The 20,853-nt window shown below is 41.4% G+C and carries 23 protein-coding genes; 11 read left to right on the top strand and 12 right to left on the bottom strand.

Annotated elements, in window-relative coordinates:
* Nucleotides 1–278: 278 nt before the first annotated feature.
* Genes MUS1_RS02030 through MUS1_RS02015 form a run of 4 tightly spaced genes read left to right on the top strand, consistent with a single transcriptional unit; the run spans nt 279 to nt 3,108 of the window.
* A complete protein-coding gene (locus MUS1_RS02030; RefSeq protein WP_036158351.1) occupies nt 279–1,070 on the top strand; it encodes a transporter substrate-binding domain-containing protein in 792 nt (263 codons plus the stop codon).
* A 13-nt stretch (nt 1,071–1,083) separates the two neighbouring features.
* Nucleotides 1,084–1,746: an amino acid ABC transporter permease gene (locus tag MUS1_RS02025; protein WP_036158348.1), complete on the top strand. Its 663-nt coding sequence runs from the start codon at nt 1,084–1,086 to the stop codon at nt 1,744–1,746.
* Entirely contained in the window at nt 1,743–2,393 is a 651-nt protein-coding gene (locus MUS1_RS02020) for an amino acid ABC transporter permease (protein WP_036158345.1), read from the top strand. The genes MUS1_RS02025 and MUS1_RS02020 overlap by 4 nt, the downstream gene beginning before the upstream one ends.
* On the top strand, nt 2,380–3,108 hold the full coding sequence (locus tag MUS1_RS02015) for an amino acid ABC transporter ATP-binding protein (protein WP_036158342.1): 729 nt from the start codon (nt 2,380–2,382) through the stop codon (nt 3,106–3,108). The genes MUS1_RS02020 and MUS1_RS02015 overlap by 14 nt, the downstream gene beginning before the upstream one ends.
* A gap of 83 nt (nt 3,109–3,191) precedes the next feature.
* Here the strand turns inward: MUS1_RS02015 and MUS1_RS02010 are convergent, their stop codons facing one another.
* Nucleotides 3,192–4,160 carry a permease gene (locus MUS1_RS02010; RefSeq protein WP_051436048.1) on the bottom strand — a complete coding sequence of 323 codons (969 nt, stop codon included), beginning with the start codon at nt 4,158–4,160 and terminating at the stop codon, nt 3,192–3,194.
* 382 nt (nt 4,161–4,542) lie between these two features.
* On the opposite strand from MUS1_RS02010, the gene MUS1_RS02000 reads away from it, so the two are divergent.
* Nucleotides 4,543–4,932, top strand: coding sequence for an ArsR/SmtB family transcription factor (locus tag MUS1_RS02000; protein ID WP_036158339.1), 390 nt, complete (start codon nt 4,543–4,545; stop codon nt 4,930–4,932).
* A gap of 16 nt (nt 4,933–4,948) precedes the next feature.
* Here the strand turns inward: MUS1_RS02000 and MUS1_RS01995 are convergent, their stop codons facing one another.
* Nucleotides 4,949–5,671, bottom strand: coding sequence for an HPP family protein (locus MUS1_RS01995; protein WP_051436046.1), 723 nt, complete (start codon nt 5,669–5,671; stop codon nt 4,949–4,951).
* A 179-nt stretch (nt 5,672–5,850) separates the two neighbouring features.
* Between MUS1_RS01995 and MUS1_RS01990 the strand changes: the two genes are divergently transcribed.
* The gene (locus tag MUS1_RS01990; protein ID WP_036158336.1) at nt 5,851–6,702 is read left to right on the top strand and encodes a LysR family transcriptional regulator; all 852 of its coding nucleotides are present in this window, start codon (nt 5,851–5,853) and stop codon (nt 6,700–6,702) included.
* 86 nt (nt 6,703–6,788) lie between these two features.
* Here MUS1_RS01990 and MUS1_RS01985 read toward each other — a convergent pair whose 3' ends face one another.
* The 7 genes from MUS1_RS01985 to MUS1_RS01955 form a co-directional block, all read right to left on the bottom strand.
* The gene (locus tag MUS1_RS01985) at nt 6,789–7,778 is read right to left on the bottom strand and encodes an aldo/keto reductase (RefSeq protein ID WP_036158333.1); all 990 of its coding nucleotides are present in this window, start codon (nt 7,776–7,778) and stop codon (nt 6,789–6,791) included.
* Between the two features lie 97 nt (nt 7,779–7,875).
* A complete protein-coding gene (locus tag MUS1_RS01980; protein WP_036158329.1) occupies nt 7,876–8,730 on the bottom strand; it encodes a fumarylacetoacetate hydrolase family protein in 855 nt (284 codons plus the stop codon).
* A gap of 61 nt (nt 8,731–8,791) precedes the next feature.
* Complete coding sequence (locus MUS1_RS01975; RefSeq protein WP_036158326.1) at nt 8,792–9,739, bottom strand: ABC transporter substrate-binding protein; 948 nt, start codon at nt 9,737–9,739, stop codon at nt 8,792–8,794.
* Nucleotides 9,740–9,837: 98 nt separating this feature from the next.
* Nucleotides 9,838–10,845, bottom strand: a complete 1,008-nt coding sequence (locus MUS1_RS01970) for an ABC transporter permease (protein WP_036158323.1) — start codon at nt 10,843–10,845, stop codon at nt 9,838–9,840.
* A 24-nt stretch (nt 10,846–10,869) separates the two neighbouring features.
* A complete protein-coding gene (locus MUS1_RS01965; protein ID WP_245595713.1) occupies nt 10,870–12,363 on the bottom strand; it encodes a sugar ABC transporter ATP-binding protein in 1,494 nt (497 codons plus the stop codon).
* A 48-nt stretch (nt 12,364–12,411) separates the two neighbouring features.
* Entirely contained in the window at nt 12,412–13,161 is a 750-nt protein-coding gene (locus MUS1_RS01960) for an SDR family oxidoreductase (protein ID WP_036158322.1), read from the bottom strand.
* Nucleotides 13,162–13,249: 88 nt separating this feature from the next.
* On the bottom strand, nt 13,250–14,794 hold the full coding sequence (locus MUS1_RS01955) for a UxaA family hydrolase (protein WP_036158319.1): 1,545 nt from the start codon (nt 14,792–14,794) through the stop codon (nt 13,250–13,252).
* Between the two features lie 107 nt (nt 14,795–14,901).
* On the opposite strand from MUS1_RS01955, the gene MUS1_RS01950 reads away from it, so the two are divergent.
* The 4 genes from MUS1_RS01950 to MUS1_RS15825 all read left to right on the top strand — a co-directional run bounded on the left by MUS1_RS01950 (nt 14,902) and on the right by MUS1_RS15825 (nt 17,608).
* Nucleotides 14,902–15,594: a GntR family transcriptional regulator gene (locus MUS1_RS01950; RefSeq protein ID WP_036158316.1), complete on the top strand. Its 693-nt coding sequence runs from the start codon at nt 14,902–14,904 to the stop codon at nt 15,592–15,594.
* A 51-nt stretch (nt 15,595–15,645) separates the two neighbouring features.
* On the top strand, nt 15,646–16,083 hold the full coding sequence (locus MUS1_RS01945; RefSeq protein WP_036158313.1) for an RbsD/FucU family protein: 438 nt from the start codon (nt 15,646–15,648) through the stop codon (nt 16,081–16,083).
* Nucleotides 16,073–16,894, top strand: coding sequence for an amidohydrolase family protein (locus MUS1_RS01940; protein WP_051436045.1), 822 nt, complete (start codon nt 16,073–16,075; stop codon nt 16,892–16,894). Before MUS1_RS01945 ends, MUS1_RS01940 begins: the two co-directional genes overlap by 11 nt.
* Nucleotides 16,895–17,005: 111 nt before the next feature.
* Nucleotides 17,006–17,608: a helix-turn-helix transcriptional regulator gene (locus tag MUS1_RS15825; protein WP_169731100.1), complete on the top strand. Its 603-nt coding sequence runs from the start codon at nt 17,006–17,008 to the stop codon at nt 17,606–17,608.
* A 236-nt stretch (nt 17,609–17,844) separates the two neighbouring features.
* On the opposite strand, the gene MUS1_RS01930 is transcribed toward MUS1_RS15825, so the two are convergent.
* From MUS1_RS01930 to MUS1_RS01920, 3 genes are read right to left on the bottom strand one after another with little or no spacing between them, the layout of a single operon-like run.
* Nucleotides 17,845–18,327: a phosphatidylglycerophosphatase A family protein gene (locus tag MUS1_RS01930; protein WP_036158310.1), complete on the bottom strand. Its 483-nt coding sequence runs from the start codon at nt 18,325–18,327 to the stop codon at nt 17,845–17,847.
* Nucleotides 18,328–18,377: 50 nt separating this feature from the next.
* Nucleotides 18,378–19,331: a thiamine-phosphate kinase gene (thiL, locus tag MUS1_RS01925; protein ID WP_245595712.1), complete on the bottom strand. Its 954-nt coding sequence runs from the start codon at nt 19,329–19,331 to the stop codon at nt 18,378–18,380.
* A 43-nt stretch (nt 19,332–19,374) separates the two neighbouring features.
* The gene (locus MUS1_RS01920; protein WP_036158304.1) at nt 19,375–20,250 is read right to left on the bottom strand and encodes a LysR family transcriptional regulator; all 876 of its coding nucleotides are present in this window, start codon (nt 20,248–20,250) and stop codon (nt 19,375–19,377) included.
* A 91-nt stretch (nt 20,251–20,341) separates the two neighbouring features.
* Between MUS1_RS01920 and MUS1_RS01915 the strand changes: the two genes are divergently transcribed.
* Nucleotides 20,342–20,761, top strand: coding sequence for a PACE efflux transporter (locus tag MUS1_RS01915; RefSeq protein ID WP_036158301.1), 420 nt, complete (start codon nt 20,342–20,344; stop codon nt 20,759–20,761).
* The last annotated feature ends 92 nt before the right edge of the window (nt 20,762–20,853 follow it).

Below are 20,853 nucleotides of genomic sequence, written 5' to 3'. Positions count from 1 at the left end.
AATGGTCTGCCAACATAGATTAGTGGTTTATTTCACTACGCACCAAAAAAGAAACGAAAGTTTCATCTATGCTCTAATTTTAGCCGCCTAAACATCTTAGCCTCAGCCATTACTTTCTTTTCTCTACTTCCTATCTCAGTTTCCAAAACCATCACCCCTTATAAAAAGAGCCTCTAGTTTCATAAATCTAAGCAATAGGAACGTTTGTTTCATATTGGCATGGGATTTGCTAAATACACTTCAGGCATTCAATAAACTTAAACAAAGGTTTTTCTCTCATGAAAAGATTAGCAAAGTTTCTAGGCAAAACATTAATCATCGCTGCAGGCCTTTCTGCATTAAACGCAACGGCAGATGTTTTACAAGACATCAAAAAGCGTGACCTTATCCGCATTGCAGTTCCACAAGATTTTCCTCCTTTTGGCTCTATCGGTACAGATTTAAAACCTCAGGGTATCGATGTTGACATGGCGAATTACATTGCAAAAGAAATGGGCGTTGATATTGAAATCGTACCAGTGACTAGTGCAAACCGTATTCCTTATCTACAAACGAAAAAAGTCGATTTGGTTATTTCAAGCCTTGGTAAAAATCCGGAACGTGAAAAAGCCATCGATTTCTCTACTCCTTACGCACCTTTCTTCTTAGGCGTATTCGGTAGTAAAGATGAAAGTGTCAGTAGCATAGAAGAACTAGCAGGCAAGACTGTTGGTGTTACTCGTGGTTCTGTAGAAGATTTAGAGCTTGAGAAATACGCACCTAAGTCTGTCAATGTTCGTCGTTTTGAAGATAACAACACAACACTAACAGCTTATCTTTCTGGTCAAGTTAACCTAATCGCAACAGGTAACTTGGTTGCTACTGAGATTGCAACTCGTCAACCAAAACGAGCGCCTGAAAGTAAATTCATGCTGAAAGATTCTCCTTGCTATATCGGTATGGCTGAAGGCGAAACAGCGTTACAAGCTGAAGTAAACCGTTTGATCCAAAAAGCATTGGCAAATGGCGACCTAAACAAAATTTCTATGAAATGGTTAAAAGCACCATTACCAAAAGGTTTTGGCGTTTAAGGAAGGACTTCCTATGCTGCATTTTGCAGATTTACTGCAATACAGCGACGTATTCTTCAGTGGTCTTTTGACCACTGTTGAATTAACTGTATTGACAACTATTTTAGGCATTGCGGTGGGAACGTCCTGCGCTAGCATTCGCCAATATGGCAATAAAACGAGTCAGCGTGTGGTGTCGATTTATGTCGAACTCATCCGAAACACGCCATTTATTGTGCAACTCTTTTTTATCTTCTTTGGCCTTCCTGCTCTTGGTGTTCGTTTATCTCCATGGGAAGCTAGTATGATCGCTTTAACGATCAATTTAGGCGCTTACAGCACAGAAATCATTCGTGCGGGTTTGGCCAGTATTTCCAAAGGACAAATAGAAGCGGCGAAAGTACTAGGACTGACATTTCGTCAAACCCTAACCCGGGTTATTTTCATTCCTGCTTTTGAGAAAATTTACCCGGCGCTTGTAAGCCAGTGCATTATCGTGATGTTGGGTTCTGCTGTGATTTCTCAGATTTCAGTGGAAGATTTAACTTACGCGGCCAACCTTGTGCAATCTCGTAATTTCCGCGCTTTTGAAAGTTATTTGGTCACAGCGGCTTTGTATCTTGGTTTATCCATTTTGTTACGATTTGCATTTAATTCAATCGGCAAACGTTTGTTCGTTTATCGGGAGGCGCCATGATTGAGTTTTCGAACTATGACATTTTGCGTAATTTATTGTTCGCGACTCAATGGACAATTTTGTTGTCACTTGCGGCCTTCATTGGTGGTTCGTCTGTTGCTTTGACACTGACCGCTTTGCGCTTAACTCGTAATAAAGTCGTGCACAGTCTGATTCGTGGTTATGTGGAATTGTTCCAAGGTACGCCATTGTTGATGCAGATGTTTTTGTGCTTCTTTGGTTTGTCTATGCTGGGATATGAAATCTCTGCTTGGGGCGCTGCCATTTTATCACTGACGTTTTTTACCAGTGCGTTTTTGGTCGAAATTTGGCGTGGTTGCATTGATACACTACCGAAAGGCCAATGGGAAGCAAGCCGTTGTTTAGGAATGAGTTTTCTACAAATCTTGCGCTATATTATTTTGCCACAAGCCATTCGTGTTGCAGTTGCGCCAACGGTTGGTTTTTCTGTACAGGTAATAAAAGGCACTGCATTGGCGTCTGTTATTGGCTTTGTCGAACTGACAAAAGTCGGCACCATGCTAAACAATGCAACATTCGAACCTTTCAAAGTGTTCACACTTGTGGCGATCATCTATTTCCTACTTTGTTATCCGCTGTCTTTATACAGCAAGGTGTTGGAGAAAAAATTCAATGGCTCTCGTTAATCTAGATCAAGTTCATAAATACTACGGCGACCTTCATGTTTTAAAAGGTATTGATCTTAAGATCAATAAAGGTGAAGTCGTTTCTGTTATCGGACGCAGTGGTTCAGGGAAAAGTACGCTTTTGCGCTGTATGAATGGCTTGGAGCAATACCAAGAAGGCGGCATCGTTGTTGATGGTAAAGAAGTCACGACGGAAGACATTCAGGTTCGTCAATTGGCGATGAGTGTTGGCATGATTTTCCAAAACTTCAACTTATTCCCACACATGACAGTGGGTGAAAACATTATGTTGGCGCCAACAATTGTATTGAAGAAACCTAAGTACGAAGCGGAAAGAATCGCTCGTGCTATGTTGGAAAAAGTGGGCCTTGGTGAGAAGTTTGATAGTTACCCAGAAAAACTGTCTGGTGGACAACAACAACGTGTCGCAATTGCTCGAGCATTAGCAATGAATCCAAAAGTATTGTTATGCGATGAAATTACGTCTGCACTCGACCCTGAGTTAGTTGGCGAAGTACTAAAAGTACTAGAACAACTTGCGAAAGAAGGTATGACCTTGATCCTTGTGACCCACGAAATGAACTTCGCCCGTGATGTAGGTAATCGAGTGGTATTCATGCATCAAGGTAAAGTATGGGAAGAAGGCGACTCGAATACGTTATTGTCCAACCCACAGACAGATGAGCTGAAACAGTTTATTGGTGCCGTGTTGTAGTTTCAATAGCAGCGTTGAGATAGTCGTTAAAAGCCAGTTTATATTCTTTAATTGAGAATAGGTTAACTGGCTTTTTTACACCTTTAGATCACATATTGAAACAATACGCCGCCGATAATAGCCGTCGTTAAGATAATCGAAACAAAGGCGATGACTGCTTTAGGTTTGAGTACGGAAGACACCAAAGCAATCTCTGGCAAGCTTGCGCCAGTGCCACCGATAATCAGCGCCATTGCAGGTCCCATGCCCATGCCTTTTACTATCAATACATTCAATAGCGGAATCGCCATTTCAATACGCAAATACAAAGGCACGCCAACAATTGCAGCAAAAATGATCGACATCATGCTGTCGCCACCCACATATTTCTCAACCATTTCTGCAGGAAGGTAAGCCGCAGACAAGCCGCTAATAAAGGCACCGATCAAAACATAGGGAATAATTTTTTTAAACAAGGCCCACGCAAAGCGCAATGCAGGTTTTGTTTTACTTGGTTTACTAGCTGAATCATTGTTAGTGACACCGCCACAGCTTGGGCTAGGTGTTGGCGCTGCACCACATACGGGTGCCGCTGAACAGCTCGACTTTGTTTTTTTTCCTTCTAACAGCTCCTCACCTCGTTTAACTTCATTGCGCCAAGGTGTTTTTGTAATGAACCATCCGCCAAAAACAGCAGCAATAAAGGTTATCGCTAGATAGCTTGCTGTGACTTTAAAGCCAAATGTTACGTATACCATGGCAAGAACAACGAAGTTACATAACGGAGCCGAGATTAAAAAACTCAACACGGTTCCTAGTGAAACGCCCATTGTCGCCATCCCCATGGTGACAGGCACAACAGACGCACTACAAAATGGCGTCAACATGCCACACAAGCTTCCGAGTAATGGCCCCCATTTTTCATGCTTGCTCAGTGTTTTCTGTAATTTATCCTGTGGAGTGTACTCACGCATAAAGCCCGTAAGAATCGAAACCACCGCAATAACTAAAACTAATGCACCACCAACGTGGATAAATTCGTTGAGCGCAACCATGAGCTTTTCTGTATCCACAATATCACCCTAAACCATCTTGATTAAAAAGAGATTCAAAATATATACACATAAGCACATTTGTGCAAGTATACGTATATTGCTTTAATATCAAGAGGAAATTCATGCTCAAAATAAGGATGATGGAATTAAAAAAGTGGTGTGCTTATAGCCATATCGCTAACTTAATTTCCATGCTCATTCATGGGAAAAGCTTATCAGGACAAACTCGAGTAGGCCGTAACATTGCATTACTCGGTCTCTTTTGCCCCTTCTTCTGGATAGCTCTTTTCTCTGGGGTAAGGGGCACAACACTGATGTTTCATGCTGCGCATTCTAGTCTCGTTTTTCTGATTGGAGCCGTTATAATGATCATCAGTTTAATAAAGCAAGAAAGGCATTAATGAACGAACATTATATCGATGCGCTTAAAGCGCTCGCAGAACCTAATCGACTGCGCCTGCTTTGGTTACTCATCCAAGTGAATCAGCGTATTACCATCGCTGAAGCAATGGATGTCACCGGAGACACACAATACAATGCGTCTAGAAATTTGAAGACACTTTACAAAGCCAAGTTACTGACTCAAGAGAAACAGGGGAAATGGGTTTACTATACTCTGATGCCTCAATTCGAACCGCATTTGGAAAAGCTAGTAGAATCCGTTCGCAGCCTGCCACAAGAAAATTTCATCGACATTATGTCTCGCTGTAAAAAACGCCTTTCCATGCGAGTGAACGGCGAATGCATGGTTGGTCCGAATAGTGAAGAATGGCTGGATAAGACTTCTTAAAACAAGGTCGAAAGGATTATTTAGGCAATCGTGACACAAGGTTTTTGTGGCGCGTTTTCGCACTGTCTCTTGCAACGTTGTAGATGTGCATAAGCTCTTCTGCACTCGCGTCGATAAAAACATTCTCTTCTTCTAGCACGTGGTAAAGATCATCAATCTCAAACAGGTGTTTATCATTGGTTTCATTGCGAACTGTCGCGTTCAAAAATAATGGATAACGTCGCCAATGAAATCCATTATTAATAATAAAAGCCAACGCTAACATCACCAATAAATTGATCAGTAATGGGTACAATAAAAAATCATACCCCATCGCATGTATGCTGCTTCCCCCGACGACACAAGACAATGCTGTTGATCCTCCTGGTGGATGTAAACACCCAAGGTAATGCATCACGATAACCGATACACCAACCGCCATCGCTCCTGAGATAAAAGACGAGCCAAATTGCTGATAAAAGCTAATGCCAATAAATCCAGAAATAAGGTGCCCAATCGCAAAAGGCCAAGGCTGAGACAAAGCGCCATGGGGCACAGCAAAGAGTAAAACAGCGCTGGCTCCAATAGAAGAAACCACTAATAACGAATCGGGTAGCGATAAAAAGAGACTTGAAAGATAAAAAACACCAACCAAAGCCACACAAGCCGCTGTACCTGAAAGAAAGCGTTCGAAGTGGGAGGTTCTGTTCGTTTCAACACCAATGAATCGGGCAACACTACGACATAGCGAAATGAACATGGGAGCAAGTAAGCCTTATGAAAATAACACGCATTTAAAACAAAAATAACAATGTCACAAGCTTATTTCGCTGAACATTTACCTAGTAACGGCGCCATTTTAATGATTAAAATAGCCTCATGTATAACGAATTAAAATGAGGATTAAATGCAATAATATTGCATTTAAAATAAATAAAAATGGATATTGAGCAGGCAAAAACCTTTTTAGAGATCATTCATTCCGGCACCTTTGCGCGAGCTTCTGAGCGTTTACATGTCACTCAGACTACGATTACAGCAAGAGTAAAAGCCCTAGAAGCCGCTTTAAATTGCACTTTATTTATTCGTAATAGAGCGGGGGCAAAACTCACAAAAGACGGGGAAGCTTTTGTCAAACCAGCCCAGAAAATGATCGAAGCTTGGGAACAAGCAAAACAAGTGTGTGGTAATTCTGACTATCAAATACAAAACACCCTCAGGATTGGTGGTGAGATCAGTCTTTGGAATCCAATATTAATCGACTGGCTCTTGGCGATTAATGCAGAAATGCCCCACTGGATTATTCATAGCTCGGTAACAACCAATGACATGCTTTATGAGTCTCTTCAGAAACAAGAAATGGATGCCATTATTGTTCATAGCCCGCGCTACTTATCTAATTTAATTGTTGAACAAATTGCCGAAGAAAAGCTCATTCATGTGGCATCAATAAAACAACCAACACCGGATTTATTTATAGATTGGGGAGAGGAGTTCACATTACAATTTGATCGTTGTGTGCCTTTTAACCGTAAGTCTGCCATGCAGTTTTCACTCGGCCCCATGGCGTTGAAATATCTCTTGGCGAATGGTGGAAATGGCTACTTCCGCACTCGCGTCGTAGCTCAATACCTTCAAAATGGGTCATTGATAAAAGTGAATGGCGCCGCGGAATTTACTTATCCTCTTTATCTTGTCTACCATAAAAACAACACGTTGCCAGACGGATTTGAACAGGCTAAAGGAATGCTCTTAGATACGGTAAAAAACTTCTCAAACTGGCCGATTTAACTGTCTCTGTTTTTTGACTCAAACTGGAAATAAAAAAGCCCCCAAAGACACTTTTTTATTTCATTGATAACTCTTTTTTTAAAGAGTTAACGAGATGAGATCACACCGTCTAATGACAACCAAAATGCCTCTGGAATGTGTTCTTCATACCAAGCGATATTTTGTGCCACTCGGCTTTTATTCGTCATGCCAATTAGAATGGATTTAACGCAGTCATAACGAAGTGCATATTGAATGGCAGCGGCTTGCAACGAGACATTGAATTGTTCACACACACGCTCAATGGCAATGACTTTATCGATAACGTCTTGTGGCGCTTCACCGTAAAAATAATGCCCTAACCCTTTGGAGCCTTTAGCTAAAATGCCCGAATTAAAAGGTGCTGCGGCAATCAAAGACACTTGGTTTTTAGTGCATTTTTCGGTGAAATAATCGGTAATGTCATTGTTTAAAAGAGTGAAACAATTCGCCACCATGAAACAGTCAAATTGAGCATAATCCATAGCTTGATCACAAACTTGCCATTCGTTAACACCTAGACCAATATTACGAGCGACACCTTGCTCACGCAGCTCTGCCATGGCTTTAAAACCACCATCAATAGCTTGTTGTAAATAGTGTTGATGCTTTTCTTTATGGGTTAACTCACCGATATCATGCATCAACAGCATGTCTACCTGACTCACACCTAAGCGCTGCAAAGAGTCTTCAAATGAACGCATAATACCGTCATAGGTGTAATCGTATTCACGATCAAACGGGCTGGCTTCTACATAACAATCAGCGTCTTTTTTTACGCTATTTTTATCTGCATGCAATACTCGACCAACTTTAGTCGATAAGAAAATATCGGCGCGTAGCATCTCATCTAAAGCCACACCAAGGCGACGTTCAGCAAGACCGGCACCATAATGAGGAGCGGTATCAAAATACTGGATACCTAGAGAGTGAGCTTTATTTATGGCCTTCGTAATATCTTCATAAGATACAGGGCGAAATAAATTACCTGCCCCAGCACTGCCAAAACCAAGTTCGGTTATTTTAGAACCACTGCTGTTTATTATTCTTGTTTTCATTGTCCACTCTCTAAGTCACAACCTCTTAATCACATAGGTTCAAAAGAGGTTGGGTTAGTCACATCTAAATACAGATACCAATATGGCTTTTATTCAATTAAGCCTTAACGACTTTTTGACATTGCACACCTAACTTATCGATACCTAGTTTCATTTCCTCACCACCTTTCAAATAAATAGGAGGGTTGAAACCTAGACCAACTCCAGGAGGAGTACCCGTTGATATAATGTCACCCGGTTGCAGGCTCATAAAACGGCTACAGTAAGCGATTAAATGTGGGACTTTAAAAACCATAGTGGATGTAGAACCATTTTGGTAACGCTTGCCATCCACTTCTAACCAAATGCCAAGGTCATTAAAATCGCCGACTTCATCAGGCGTGACTAACCAAGGGCCTGTTGGACCAAACGTATCGCAACCCTTACCTTTGTCCCATGTGCCGGTGCCTTCTAATTGAAAAGCACGCTCTGAGACATCATTAATGACACAGAATCCAGCAACGTGTTTCATTGCATCCGCTTCAGAGATGTCACTGCCACCTTCACCAATAACAACGCCTAACTCTACTTCCCAATCTGTTTTTTCTGAGCCTTTTGGAATTTTGACGTCATCATTTGGACCAACAATTGCTGAGGTCCATTTACCGAAAATAACAGGCTCTGCAGGTACAGGCATGCCAGACTCTGCTGCGTGATCAGCATAGTTCAAGCCAATACAGATAAACTTACCAACTTTTGTAACGCAAGCTCCCAAACGTAACGTTTCTTGTGGAATACCATCTACTACCGGCAAACTGTCTATATCCAACGAACGTAATTCTGCCATCGTTTTTGCACTTAAGTGTTCACCTGAAAGATCAGGAATGACAGATGATAAATCTCGAACTTGACCTTGGTCATCAATCACACCTGGTTGTTCTTGCCCTGCTGTCCCAAACCGTACTAATTTCATTATTCACTCCTAGCAATAAAAAAATGCCATAGCAGGGTCGAACCGCTATGGCATGAAAATGTTATTTATAAAGAACGGCGGCTATTTTTGGATCATCTATATTTTTAGCTGTGTAGTAGTAAAAACCAGTGTCGATTACTTTTGGCAATGACTGACCTTTAAGAGCCATTACTGCGGCTTTAACTGTTTCATAACCGATCCCAACAGGGTTCTGAGTAATGGCTCCTGCCATCAAACCGCTACGAATAGCATCCATTTGTGCTTGTCCTGAATCAAAGCCAATAACCACTAAGTTCTTAACGTTTGATTCACGTACCGCATTAACCACACCAACCGCCGAACCTTCATTGGTACCAAACATACCAACTAAGTTAGGGTATGAAGTTAATACTGCACGAGCCACCTCGGTAGATTTCAGTTGATCACCATCACCATATTGAACGGTCACAACTTCTATATTTGGATATGCTGCTTTCATACGATTAAGAAAACCGTCACGACGGTCTATCCCAGTTGTTCCTGTTTGACTGTGAGCAATGACAGCAACTTGGCCTTTATTACCAATAAGCCCAGCCATTTTATCCGCAGCTAAAGCAGACGCAGCCACGTTATCAGTGGTTGCTGTTGTGAGTGGAATATCACTAGCAACACCACTATCAAAAGCGACAACAGGAATCCCCGCTTTCTGAGCTTTACGTAATAACGGAATAGCCGCTTGACTATCTAGTGCAGCAAAACCAATAGCAGCAGGTTTATTCGCTAATGCAGCTGCCAGCATATCAATCTGGCGATCCACTTGAGCTTCTGTATCTGGCCCTTCAAATGTGACTCGAACATCAAATTCTTCTGCAGCTTGATCTGCACCTTGCTTAACAGCCTGCCAAAATTGATGTTGAAAACCTTTTGAAACTAATGGGATATATAATTGATCATCCGCTTTCACAACAGATGATGTTGCGATAATGGATACAGCACTGATAAGACCTATTAACGTACGACGTGACAACATATTGGTTACTCCATTTTATTGTTATTTTAAAAGTTTACTTTTGTTATGGTGACAATAAGCCACCGATTAACACTGAACATTTTTACTGTTATTTTTCATTATTTTGATTTTTGGCGACGCATCATATCCGCATATACAGCAAGAATAATGATGATACCGGTAATCACTGTTTGCCATTCTTGCGCAACAGATAACACTCGTAATCCATTCGTTAACACGGCCACAATCAAAGCACCGATTAACGTACCGATAATAGATCCTCTACCGCCAGATAATGAGGTTCCACCAATAACAACAGCGGCTATGGCTTCTAGTTCATACCCTAAACCTAATGCTGGTTGAGCAGAGTTTAATCGAGAAGAAATCAAAATACCTGCGATACCACAAATACCACCAGCAACAGCATAGATAGCAATTTTCCAGCGATCTGTATTCACACCAGATAGACGCACTGCTTCCTCATTAGAACCAATACCAAAGCAGTAACGTCCTAAGACTGTTTTACTCAGAACATAACTGGCAACACCTGCCACAACAAACAGAATCAATACACCGTTAGGAATGGGTAAGAAAGGTAATACTTCACCGATTAGAGAACCGCGAGAGATAGCGTCGTAGCCTTCTGTATTATTGAAATAGATTGGACGAGCGCCACTTAGCACTAGAGACAAACCTTTCAAAATAAGCATCATACCGAGCGTTGCAATGAAAGGTGGAATCTTCATTTTGGCAACAAAAGACCCCGAACAAAACCCACAAAAAGCGCCTGCTAAAATAGCACCTAACACGCCAACAGGCAGTGGTAAGTTCAGATTCGTTAATAATATTCCTGCGACGACAGCAGTAAACGTCATCAAGGTACCAACAGATAAATCGATACCTCCAGTAATAATGACTAACGTAGCGGCAACGGCTAATACACCATTAACAGAAGTCGCCTGCAAAATAGCCAACATATTCGACATTTGCATAAAGTTAGGTGAAGTAACTGAAAAGAATACCAACAATATGACTAAACTAGCAAAAGCGAGTACTCGCTGATGCGCTGTCATTTTGATCAATTTACTAATCAGGCTTGGTGATGTTGTTTGGCTTTCGGTTGTCATTATTTTTTTTCTCCTGCGAGCCGTTTACTGTGTGGCTAATGCCATGATTTGTTCTTGTGTTGTTGCTTTTCCACCAGGTAATATTCCAGTCAATTTCCCCTGGCACATTACTGCGATCCTATGACTTAAACGCATCACTTCAGGTAGTTCTGAAGAAATCACAATGATGGCTTTACCTTGTTTTGCTAGCGCCTCAAGCAACTTATAAATTTCTGCTTTTGCGCCAACATCGATACCACGAGTAGGTTCATCGAAAATGAGAATATCGCAGTCTCTTAATAGCCACTTTGCGATGACGACTTTTTGCTGATTACCACCAGAAAGGAAGCCCACTTCTTGAGTATCTGACGGTGTTCGAATGGCTAATTGTTCAATATAGTCATTCGCGATTTGCTCCATATCAGCTTCTTTTAGCACACCACAAGAATTAGTGAATCGACCTAGTGTTGCCATGGATATATTTGCCCGTACATCCATACCTAACGCCAAACCAAAATGCTTTCGATCTTCTGATAAATACCCAATACCCGCGGCAACCGCATCACTTGGCGTTGAGATTGCACAATATTTTCCATTGACCCAGATTTCACCGGAATCAAAAGGGTCAGCCCCAAAGATTGCTCGTGCCACTTCTGTTCGACCGGCCCCCATCAGACCCGCAAAACCGAGTATTTCTCCTTTTTTTAAAGAGAAGCTGACATCTTGAATCTCTTTGCCGCGACTTAAGCCTTTCACTCTTAGTAATTCAGGGCTACTAGACAGATCAGGAATATCAACATTTTCATCTTTGACTTCACGCCCAACCATCATCGAAATAATTTTAGACAATGGTGTGTCTTTGGCCTCAACCGTATCTATGTATTCGCCATCGCGCATCACTGTTACACGATCCGCAATTTTTTTGATCTCATCCATTTTATGGCTGATGTAAATAATACCGACGCCTTCTGATTTCAAAGACTCAATGATGGTAAACAGCTCCGCTATTTCTGCATCATTTAACGCTGCTGTAGGCTCATCCATAATTAGAATGCGCGATTTATAGGACAAGGCTTTGGCAATCTCGATCATTTGTTGCTTTGCGACTGTTAGCTGGCTTACTTCAGTCGTTGGATCAAGATCAAAATTCATTTTTTGAAAAATTTCTTGCGCCTGTAAGTTCAGTTTTTTCTCATTAATGATGCCAAGAAAAGAGCGAGGCTCACGACCAATAAACACATTCTGAGCGACCGTTAAATCGTTCATTAGACTGAGTTCTTGGTGGATAATGCCAACACCAGCATCCTGTGCATCTTTAGGGCCATTGAACTCAACTAATGACCCATCAATTTTAACCGTGCCATCATCGCGCTGATAAACACCAGACAGTATCTTCATTAACGTCGATTTACCTGCGCCGTTTTCCCCCATCAAGGCATGCACCTCACCTGAGCGCAGCTCAAAACCTACACCTTTAAGGCAATATACACCGGGGAATCGTTTTTCAATTCCTTGCATTTCAACCAATAGAGACATCATCTTCACTCCAATATGGTGAGTTGATTCAAACCGTCTATTTAGACGTTATTAAATCGTCACACCGCCATCAACAGATAAAGATTGCCCTGTGACACATTGACTCTCATCAGATAATAAGAATACAACCATCGGAGCAATATCACTAACTTCTGCAAGACGGCCCATTGGCTGACGAGCTATAAAATCTTTTTCTGCTTGAACTGGATCTGGCGCAGAAGAAATTCGGCCTTGTAAAGAAGGCGTATTCACCGTGCCAGGATTAACCGAATTACAACGAATGCCTTTTTTCACAAAATCAGCCGCAATACCTTTTGTTAACCCAATAACCGCAGCTTTAGTTGCGCCGTATGCAGTACGCATAGGAAAGCCTTTAATAGAAGATGCCATCGATGCCATGTTAACAATGGAAGAAGACCCTGTGATTTTTGCTTGTTCCAACATGCCGGGTAAAAAAGTACGACACATTCGCATCATAGAAGTAACATTTAAATTCATACTGAAATCCCAATCTTCATCTGAGATATCCAATACAGTGCCGTTATGAACAAAACCAGCACAATTGAATAAACCATCAAGATTAGGAATAGTCTTAGCAAACGCTTTTATCGCGTTACTGTCCATCACATCTAATACGTACGTTTGAACCTCTGGACAGTCTGACTTAAATTTTTGCAGAGCTTCTTGATTAATGTCTGTGGCGATAACATTCGCCCCTTCTTTTAAACAGGCTTCAGCACTTGCTCTACCAATTCCTTGACCAGCGGCTGTTATTAATATTGTTTTGCCTTTAAGTCTCACAATCGTTTCTCCATTTCACGTTAGAATAATAACTGCACAACTGCAGCTATCTAATTTGAATTAGCTAATTTTGATTACACAATCTCAACTACATCACTGCGCCAATTTGCCAAGGCACAAACTCTGCCCCACCAAACCCAAGCGCTTCGCTTTTTGTTTCTTCGCCCGACGCTATTCGAATAATCAATTCAAACAACTCGGAACCTTTTTCTTCTATAGAAATACCGCCGGTGACTATGTCGCCACAGTTCAAATCCATATCTTCTTGAAGGCGGCTATACATCTCAGTATTGGTCGCCAACTTAATACAAGGAGTCGGTTTATAACCTGAAACAGAACCTCGTCCTGTGGTAAAAATAATCATATTGGCGCCTGATGCCACTTGCCCAGTAACGGAACAAGGGTCAAAGCCTGGACTATCCATAAAAACGAAGCCTTTTTTATCAATAGTCTCGCCAAATAAATAAACATCGGTAAGTGGCGCACTGCCACCTTTCGCCACAGCACCCAATGACTTTTCAAGGATTGTAGTCAAACCACCATTTTTATTACCGGGGCTTGGGTTGTTATCCATCTCTCCACCGTTGCGGGCGCAGTAATCTTCCCACCAATGAATGCGTTTAATCAGCTTTTGACCGACTTCTTCGGATACCGCGCGACGTGTTAATAAATGCTCAGCGCCATATACTTCAGAAGTTTCAGACAGAATCGTTGTGCCACCATGTCGAACTAATAAGTCTGATGCATAACCTAGAGCGGGATTAGCGGTAATACCAGAGTAGCCATCGGAGCCGCCGCATTGCATTCCGACCATAATCTCTGACACTGGCGCGGGTGCTCTTTTTGCTTTATTGGCTTCTACAGCAAGTAAATGAAGTTCTTCCAAACCTTTATCGATGGTTTTTCGTGTGCCACCCTCTGTTTGAATCGTCATATAACGAAAGCGAACACTGGCGTCTTCTTTTGAATTTGATTCAGATGCTTGATCACCTACCAAACCAGACACCTGCATGACCTCACAACCCAATCCAATCAGCAATATCCCACCAAAATTGGGGTTTTTAGCATAACCGGAAAGTGTGCGGTGTAAGGTTTGATAACCTTCGCCTTGTCCAGACATACCACAACCTGTGCTGTGGACAATCGGTACAATGCCATCAATGTTTGGATAGTTTTTCAGAAAGTCGACTTTATTAGCCGCTTCTTCAATAAACCGAGCAACAGAGCCTGCGCAATTGACAGAAGTTAAAATACCTAGGTAGTTACGAGTACCTACTTTGCCGTTAGAGCGGTGGTAACCATTAAAGGTCCGAGGCAAAATAATAGCGGGAAGCTGTTCACTTTGTTTTGAAAAGGCATAATCTTGAAGATGCTCGCCCATGCCCATGTTTTGTACATGTACATGTTCACCGGGAGAAATATCTTGAGTGGCTTGGCCAATAATCTGACCATATCGAATAATATTATCCCCTTTTGCCAATTGCTCAATAGCAACTTTATGGCCTCGAGGAACATACGTTTTTAACGTTACATCGAATTCATTAAGCTTACTACCTTCAGCAAGATCACTTAAAGCGATGACGACATTATCGTTATTATGCAAACGAATAATTTGTTTGGACCCAAATATCATGGGAAGCCCCTGTTCTAAATTCACATTTAATTATTGTTGTTGTATATTTAAACTAGCACCAACATAATCAGTCGTCAACTAACATGTTAGTATAAAGGGAAGAAATTATGGCAGCGTCATCGCTTAATAAAGTTGAGAACTTGAGCGGCTCACTGTCTCAACGCGTTTATCAGTCATTACGAGAAGCTATATTGTCGATGCAATTCCCACCCGGCACAGTGATTCGAAAAGGCGCCATTTGTGAACAACTTGGTGTATCGAGATCACCAGTGGCAGAAGCTTTAGCTCGTCTTTCTACGGAAGGGTTAGTGGATATTATTCCTCAATCCGCCACCAAGGTCTCTTGCTTTTCAATGGACGAAATCCGTGAAGCGAGCTTCTTAAGACAAGCTTTAGAAATTGCAGCAGTAGAAAAAGTGACGCTAGAGCGAACACCAAAACAGTTGGCAGCTTTGACTCGAAACATTCGTATGCAGGAATTATTAATTGAAGATAAAGACTTCGTAGGTTTTTATGAAGCCGATGAAGAATTTCATACCATGCTAATGAACTTCACTGGATTCAATGGTGTGCCTCAGGTGCTAGAAAGTGTTTCTTTGCACTTAACAAGAGCTCGTATGCTGGTATTACCAGACGAAGGACGACCGAAAGAAACCGTCAAAGAACACAGAGCCATTTTAGCGGCGATTAAAAACCAAGATGTCGATGCCGCACGAGAAGCAATGAAATCTCACATTGGCCAGTTGATTCCGCGCATTCTACCTTTAGAGGAATCTCACGCAGAGTATTTCAAACCCTAAGAAAGAATCGAAAAACACATCCATAGCCAATAAAAATAAGAAGGATATAAAATGCTTTACAACATACCCAGCCTGATCACTCCAGAACTACTTTATGCCATGAGAGCAATGGGGCACGGTGATGAGCTACTCATCACAGATGCAAACTTCCCTGCGACGAGTCATGGACAAGAATGCATTCGATTAAGCGGCGTAAACAGCTCTGAAGCTCTCGCTGCCATATTAACCTTACTGCCGATTGACACTTTTGTGGACAACCCTTTTATTACAATGGAAGTTGTTGATCAACCAGACATAACGCCTCCCACCGTTCAACATTTTGCTCAAATAATTAAGGAAGAAACAGCATTTCGTTCTTCTCCTGTAGGACTTGAACGTTTTGAATTTTATGAACGTGCGAAAAAAGCCTTTGTTATTATTCAAACGTCAGACATTCGCCCTTATGCCAATATCATCATCAAAAAAGGCGTCATTAATCATGCGAATTGATGCTCATCAACATTTCTGGCGACTAGAACGGGACGACTACGGCTGGCTCACTCCAGAATTAACAAAGCTGTACAAAAACTTTGAACCAAGCGATTTAGCGCCTTTACTGAAACAACATAAAATCGATGGCACAGTGCTAGTACAGGCGGCACCAACCGATGCAGAAACAGATTTCTTACTACAACTGAGCGAACAAAATGACAGCATTAAAGGCGTCGTCGGCTGGGTGGATTTTAATAATTTAGAGGCTTCAAAACGTATCATAAAATTGGCGACACACCCAAAACTTGTTGGCCTACGCCCCATGATTCAGGACATCGAAGATATAGACTGGATGCTAAGACCGAATGTCGCAACAGCGTTACAGACGATGAGTAAAACTGGCCTTGTATTCGACGCTCTAGTTATGCCCAAACATTTAAAAAACCTGAAACAAGTCATCAAACAAAACCCAGACTTAAGCATTGTGATAAACCATGCCGCCAAACCCAATATAAAAGATCAAGAGTTCGCACAGTGGCACTCTGATATATCCACCTTTCGCGAGCACCAGCAAGTAAGCTGTAAATTATCTGGCTTGGTAACGGAAGCCAAAGGTGATTGGCAAACAAAAGACTTATATCCCTATATCGACACACTCTTCGAAGTATTTGGTGATCAACGAATTCTTTGGGGGAGTGATTGGCCTGTCTGCTTACTCGCCAGCTCTTATGAGAAATGGTTCAACCTTATTGAGCTGTACCTAGAGAAAAAACAACAATCTACTGACGCGATTTTTGGAGGTAATGCAATTAAAACTTATGGTCTTTAATCTGTTTTTTACTGAAAAGTAAACTCATTATCTATTGTTACTTATCTGTCATATTAGCCATGTATGCTCATTTTATGTACACACCTTTGGAACCATTGGAAACTATATAAAATGAAAATGAAGGATCAATTAGACAGCGCCCAACCAATGAAAAAGCACAAGGCGAAATCGAAGAAAGCCGATTTGAAAAAGAAGAAAAAAGCCAAATTAGATATCAAAAAACAATCTAAGGAACAAAAACAGAAAAAAATAGCGCCACTGCCGACGCCAGTAGAAAAACAAAACAAAGAGCCAGAAACCAGAACACCGGAGATTGAACCTCCTGTTGTAAGTACAGCAGTCGTTTCAAATACCACACCAGAAGCCGCCTCAAAGACAATAAATGTTCAAACGATTCGATCTCGAGCATCAAAAAGCCTAGCGCCAATGACAAAAACACAACAGCGTACAGCCATTAATAAAATCATCAAGAGTTTGATATTAAAAGAGATTACCCAAGGTATTGCATTACGTGAATTACGTGTAAATGTTCTAGGGTTAAGACAAGAAGCTTATACAGAATTGACTGGCGTTTCTCGTAAAACCTTGTCCGAAATTGAAAACGACAAAGGCAACTACACGCCAGAAACGATCAATAAAGTGTTTAAGCCTTTCGAGTTAAAAATGGCTCTAATTCCAATATCAAGCTCAACCTTAAAAACACTTTTACACTGATTAGAAATCATTAACGTCATTTATTTTAGGCATCAGAAAACTTTCAATATGACCATCATATTGAAGGTTTTTATCACAACTATTTCAGTGAAATAGTAACGCCAATGTTGCTACGAGTTACATTTGAATAGAGACTGTTACTAATTTTGTGTCACTGACTATCTCTACAAATTCAGCCAAATGCTGAAGATTAGCTTGAAACGCGATCTAGAAAACACTTACCTAAAAACACTTCCTTAAAAAACAAAGTGCGCCAAGGCTTGTAGCACCACAAGTGACATGGCGCCTGCCAAAATATCGTCAACCATGATGCCGAAGCCGCCGTGGACGTTTTTGTCAATCCAAGAGATTGGCCACGGTTTCAGAATGTCGAACAAACGGAATAAGACGAAACCTAAAGCGATGTATTCCCAACCCGCTGGGGCGAGCCACATGGTAATCCAGTAGCCGACAAATTCATCCCAAACAATCCCAGAATGATCATGTACGCCTAAGTCTTTTGAGGTTTTACCACAAAGGTAGAAACCCACCAGCGAAGTCACGACAAGCATGACGAAATATTCGATATTGGTTAAATCTTGCAGTAGCCATAAATAAATAGGCACGGCCGCCAAGGTACCAAAGGTCCCCGGTGCTTTAGGTGCTGCGCCAGAACCGAGACCGAAAGCCAGAAAATGTATCGGATTACGCCACACCGATGCTGGAGCAGAGTTTGCCATGGAATATCCTTTCTAATGTTTATTCAAATCAAAATAGAACTGCGCTTTCGTTAGAAATGCTGCCATCCACTCATGTCACCATTGTATCCTTGAATACAAAAGCCTTCTTCTACAATTTCGCCAACCTTGGTACAAGATAAGCTCAAAGTTTGAGTAATCAAGGCAATTTCTGCGGCTTGTTCTTTTGATGCAGTAAAACACAATTCGTAATCATCGCCACCAGTTAGTGCCAAGGTCACTGCTGATTCTGGCTGCCACTTCATTAACTCTGATGAAATTGGAAGAGAGCTTGCATCTAAGTTTGCACCAACGCCCGACGCTTTCAATATATGCTGGACATCTTGGGCAAGACCATCAGAAATATCCATCATAGAATGAACCACACGCTTTAGTGCCATACCAAGGATGACTCTTGGTTTCGGTCGCCAGTAACGATCATAGAAGTAATCAAAGCGTTCACTCGAAACTTGTAGTTCGCCCGTAACAATAGGCACCGCAGCGGCGGCATCCCCCAATAAACCTGTGACATAAATATCATCACCGATTTTTGCACCAGAGCGCAACACCGCCATATCTGATTCCACATAACCATGAACTTGCAATGTAATAGTCAGTGGTCCTTTGGTTGTATCACCACCAACCAAAGCCAAACCAATAGGTTCAGCAAGTTCCGCCATGCCTTGTGCTAATCCAGCCAACCATTGCGGATCCGATTCTGGAATCGTTAGTCCCAAGGTAAAAAAGGCAGGCTTGGCGCCCATCGCAGCAAGGTCGCTCACACACGTTGCGACTGCACGATAACCAATGTCGACAGGATCTGCATCAAATGGAAAATGTCGACCTTCCACCAAGGTATCCATAGAAAACACCAAACTCTGCCCTTGTGGTACTTGTATCTGAGCACAATCATCACCGATACCCAACAATATATCACCGCGTTCTTGGGTATTTGCCATGACAGAAGCTTGAAAGATGTTTTGTATTAACTCGAATTCTTTCAACACACTATCCTTTTATTCTGACGATCAAAATGATTCGTAATTAAACTCATAATACATGGCGCAATAAGTTTCTGAGCTCTTTAAAAACGTCAAGATTACTGTGTCTCTGATGTTGAAGCATATCGACATTAGCCAACCACCCCATCTCCTCAAATTCAATAGGAAGTTTAATAAGCGTGCCTTTTTGCACTTCTTCAACCGCCACATGATTTGGCAATAAACACCAACCATATCCCTGTATTGACAGTTCAAGTAATACAAAATAATTATCTGCATACCAAACATCTGGGCTTATCTTTAGTTGGAAGCTGCTTGTTTGGGTGTTACGAGAACGAATGAGTAGTTGCCTATGTAGGCGTAAGCCATCAATATTCTTACAGCCCTGTCCTGCTAAAGGGTGTGATTTAGCAATGTATAAATCAAATTTTACAGAGCCAATACATTCATAATCTAAGTAGCTTGGAATACTTAATTCGCTAAAAATGATGCCTGTTAGCGGTTTTTCATCTTCCAACATATCAATTATGTCGAGACTGGATGCACTTAAAAACTCAAGCGATACATTCGGGTATTTATTTTTAAGCTTTGCCACAGCGTTGGTGATGACTTTAAGTGGAATCCCTTCATCAAGAGCAATGGTGATTTCTCTTGGTGTTTCATCATTTAATGCCAGTGCTGAATTTGTTAAACGCTGATGCTGACTAAGCAAGGCCACGGCTTGCGGCAATAACCTTTTACCCGCATCGGTTAATTGCGGATAACGACCAGAGCGCTCGAATAATACGGCATTACAGTCTATCTCTAAGTTAATAATATGTTGGCTGACGACAGATTGAGCCTTATTTAAATGTCGGGCAGCCGCAGAAAACGACCCCGTTTCGACCGTTGTTACAAATGCTTGAAGTTGTTCGACACTAAACATATCGTTTTTCCAGATACTATCTAACTGTTTAATATCTTAATAATGGATAAAAATAGGCCATTAGTCACTACATACAGGCATAAAATCAATAATGAAAACCGTTGAACGAATCTTTCAAGCCGTTCTTTTTGAAGTCACCGTACTTTCTATCATTATCCCCTCGTCAGTCATCATTGGTGGATTTGATACCGGAAAAATGACCATTGTAGCCGTCGCCATATCGCTATTTGCGATGCTTTGGAATTATATTTACAACCTAATCTTCGATAAGTTGATGGGATTTAACCGTTTAGAAAGGGGCTTAGTTCTTCGTGTTTCTCATGCGGTTGGTTTTGAGCTAGGAATGGCTGCCATCACACTGCCAGTAATGGCTTGGTATTTAGGGATTACCTTACTGGCTGCTGCCATTTTAGAGGCGGCTTTTTTAATATTTATACTTGTATATACCCTTGTATTCAATTGGGCATACGATCGATACCAGCCCTATCAGGTATGGTTCAGTAAACATTGATTCAATCAGACACAAAAAAGCTCTCGCTTTAATGCTAATTTGCACTAATAACGAGAGCTATTTTAGTAGATTATAACTCAAAGACAATAGCT

This window comes from Marinomonas ushuaiensis DSM 15871 (assembly GCF_000521805.1).
In the GTDB taxonomy this organism is placed as follows: domain Bacteria; phylum Pseudomonadota; class Gammaproteobacteria; order Pseudomonadales; family Marinomonadaceae; genus Marinomonas; species Marinomonas ushuaiensis.
This window is presented reverse-complemented; position numbering and strand designations above follow the sequence as displayed.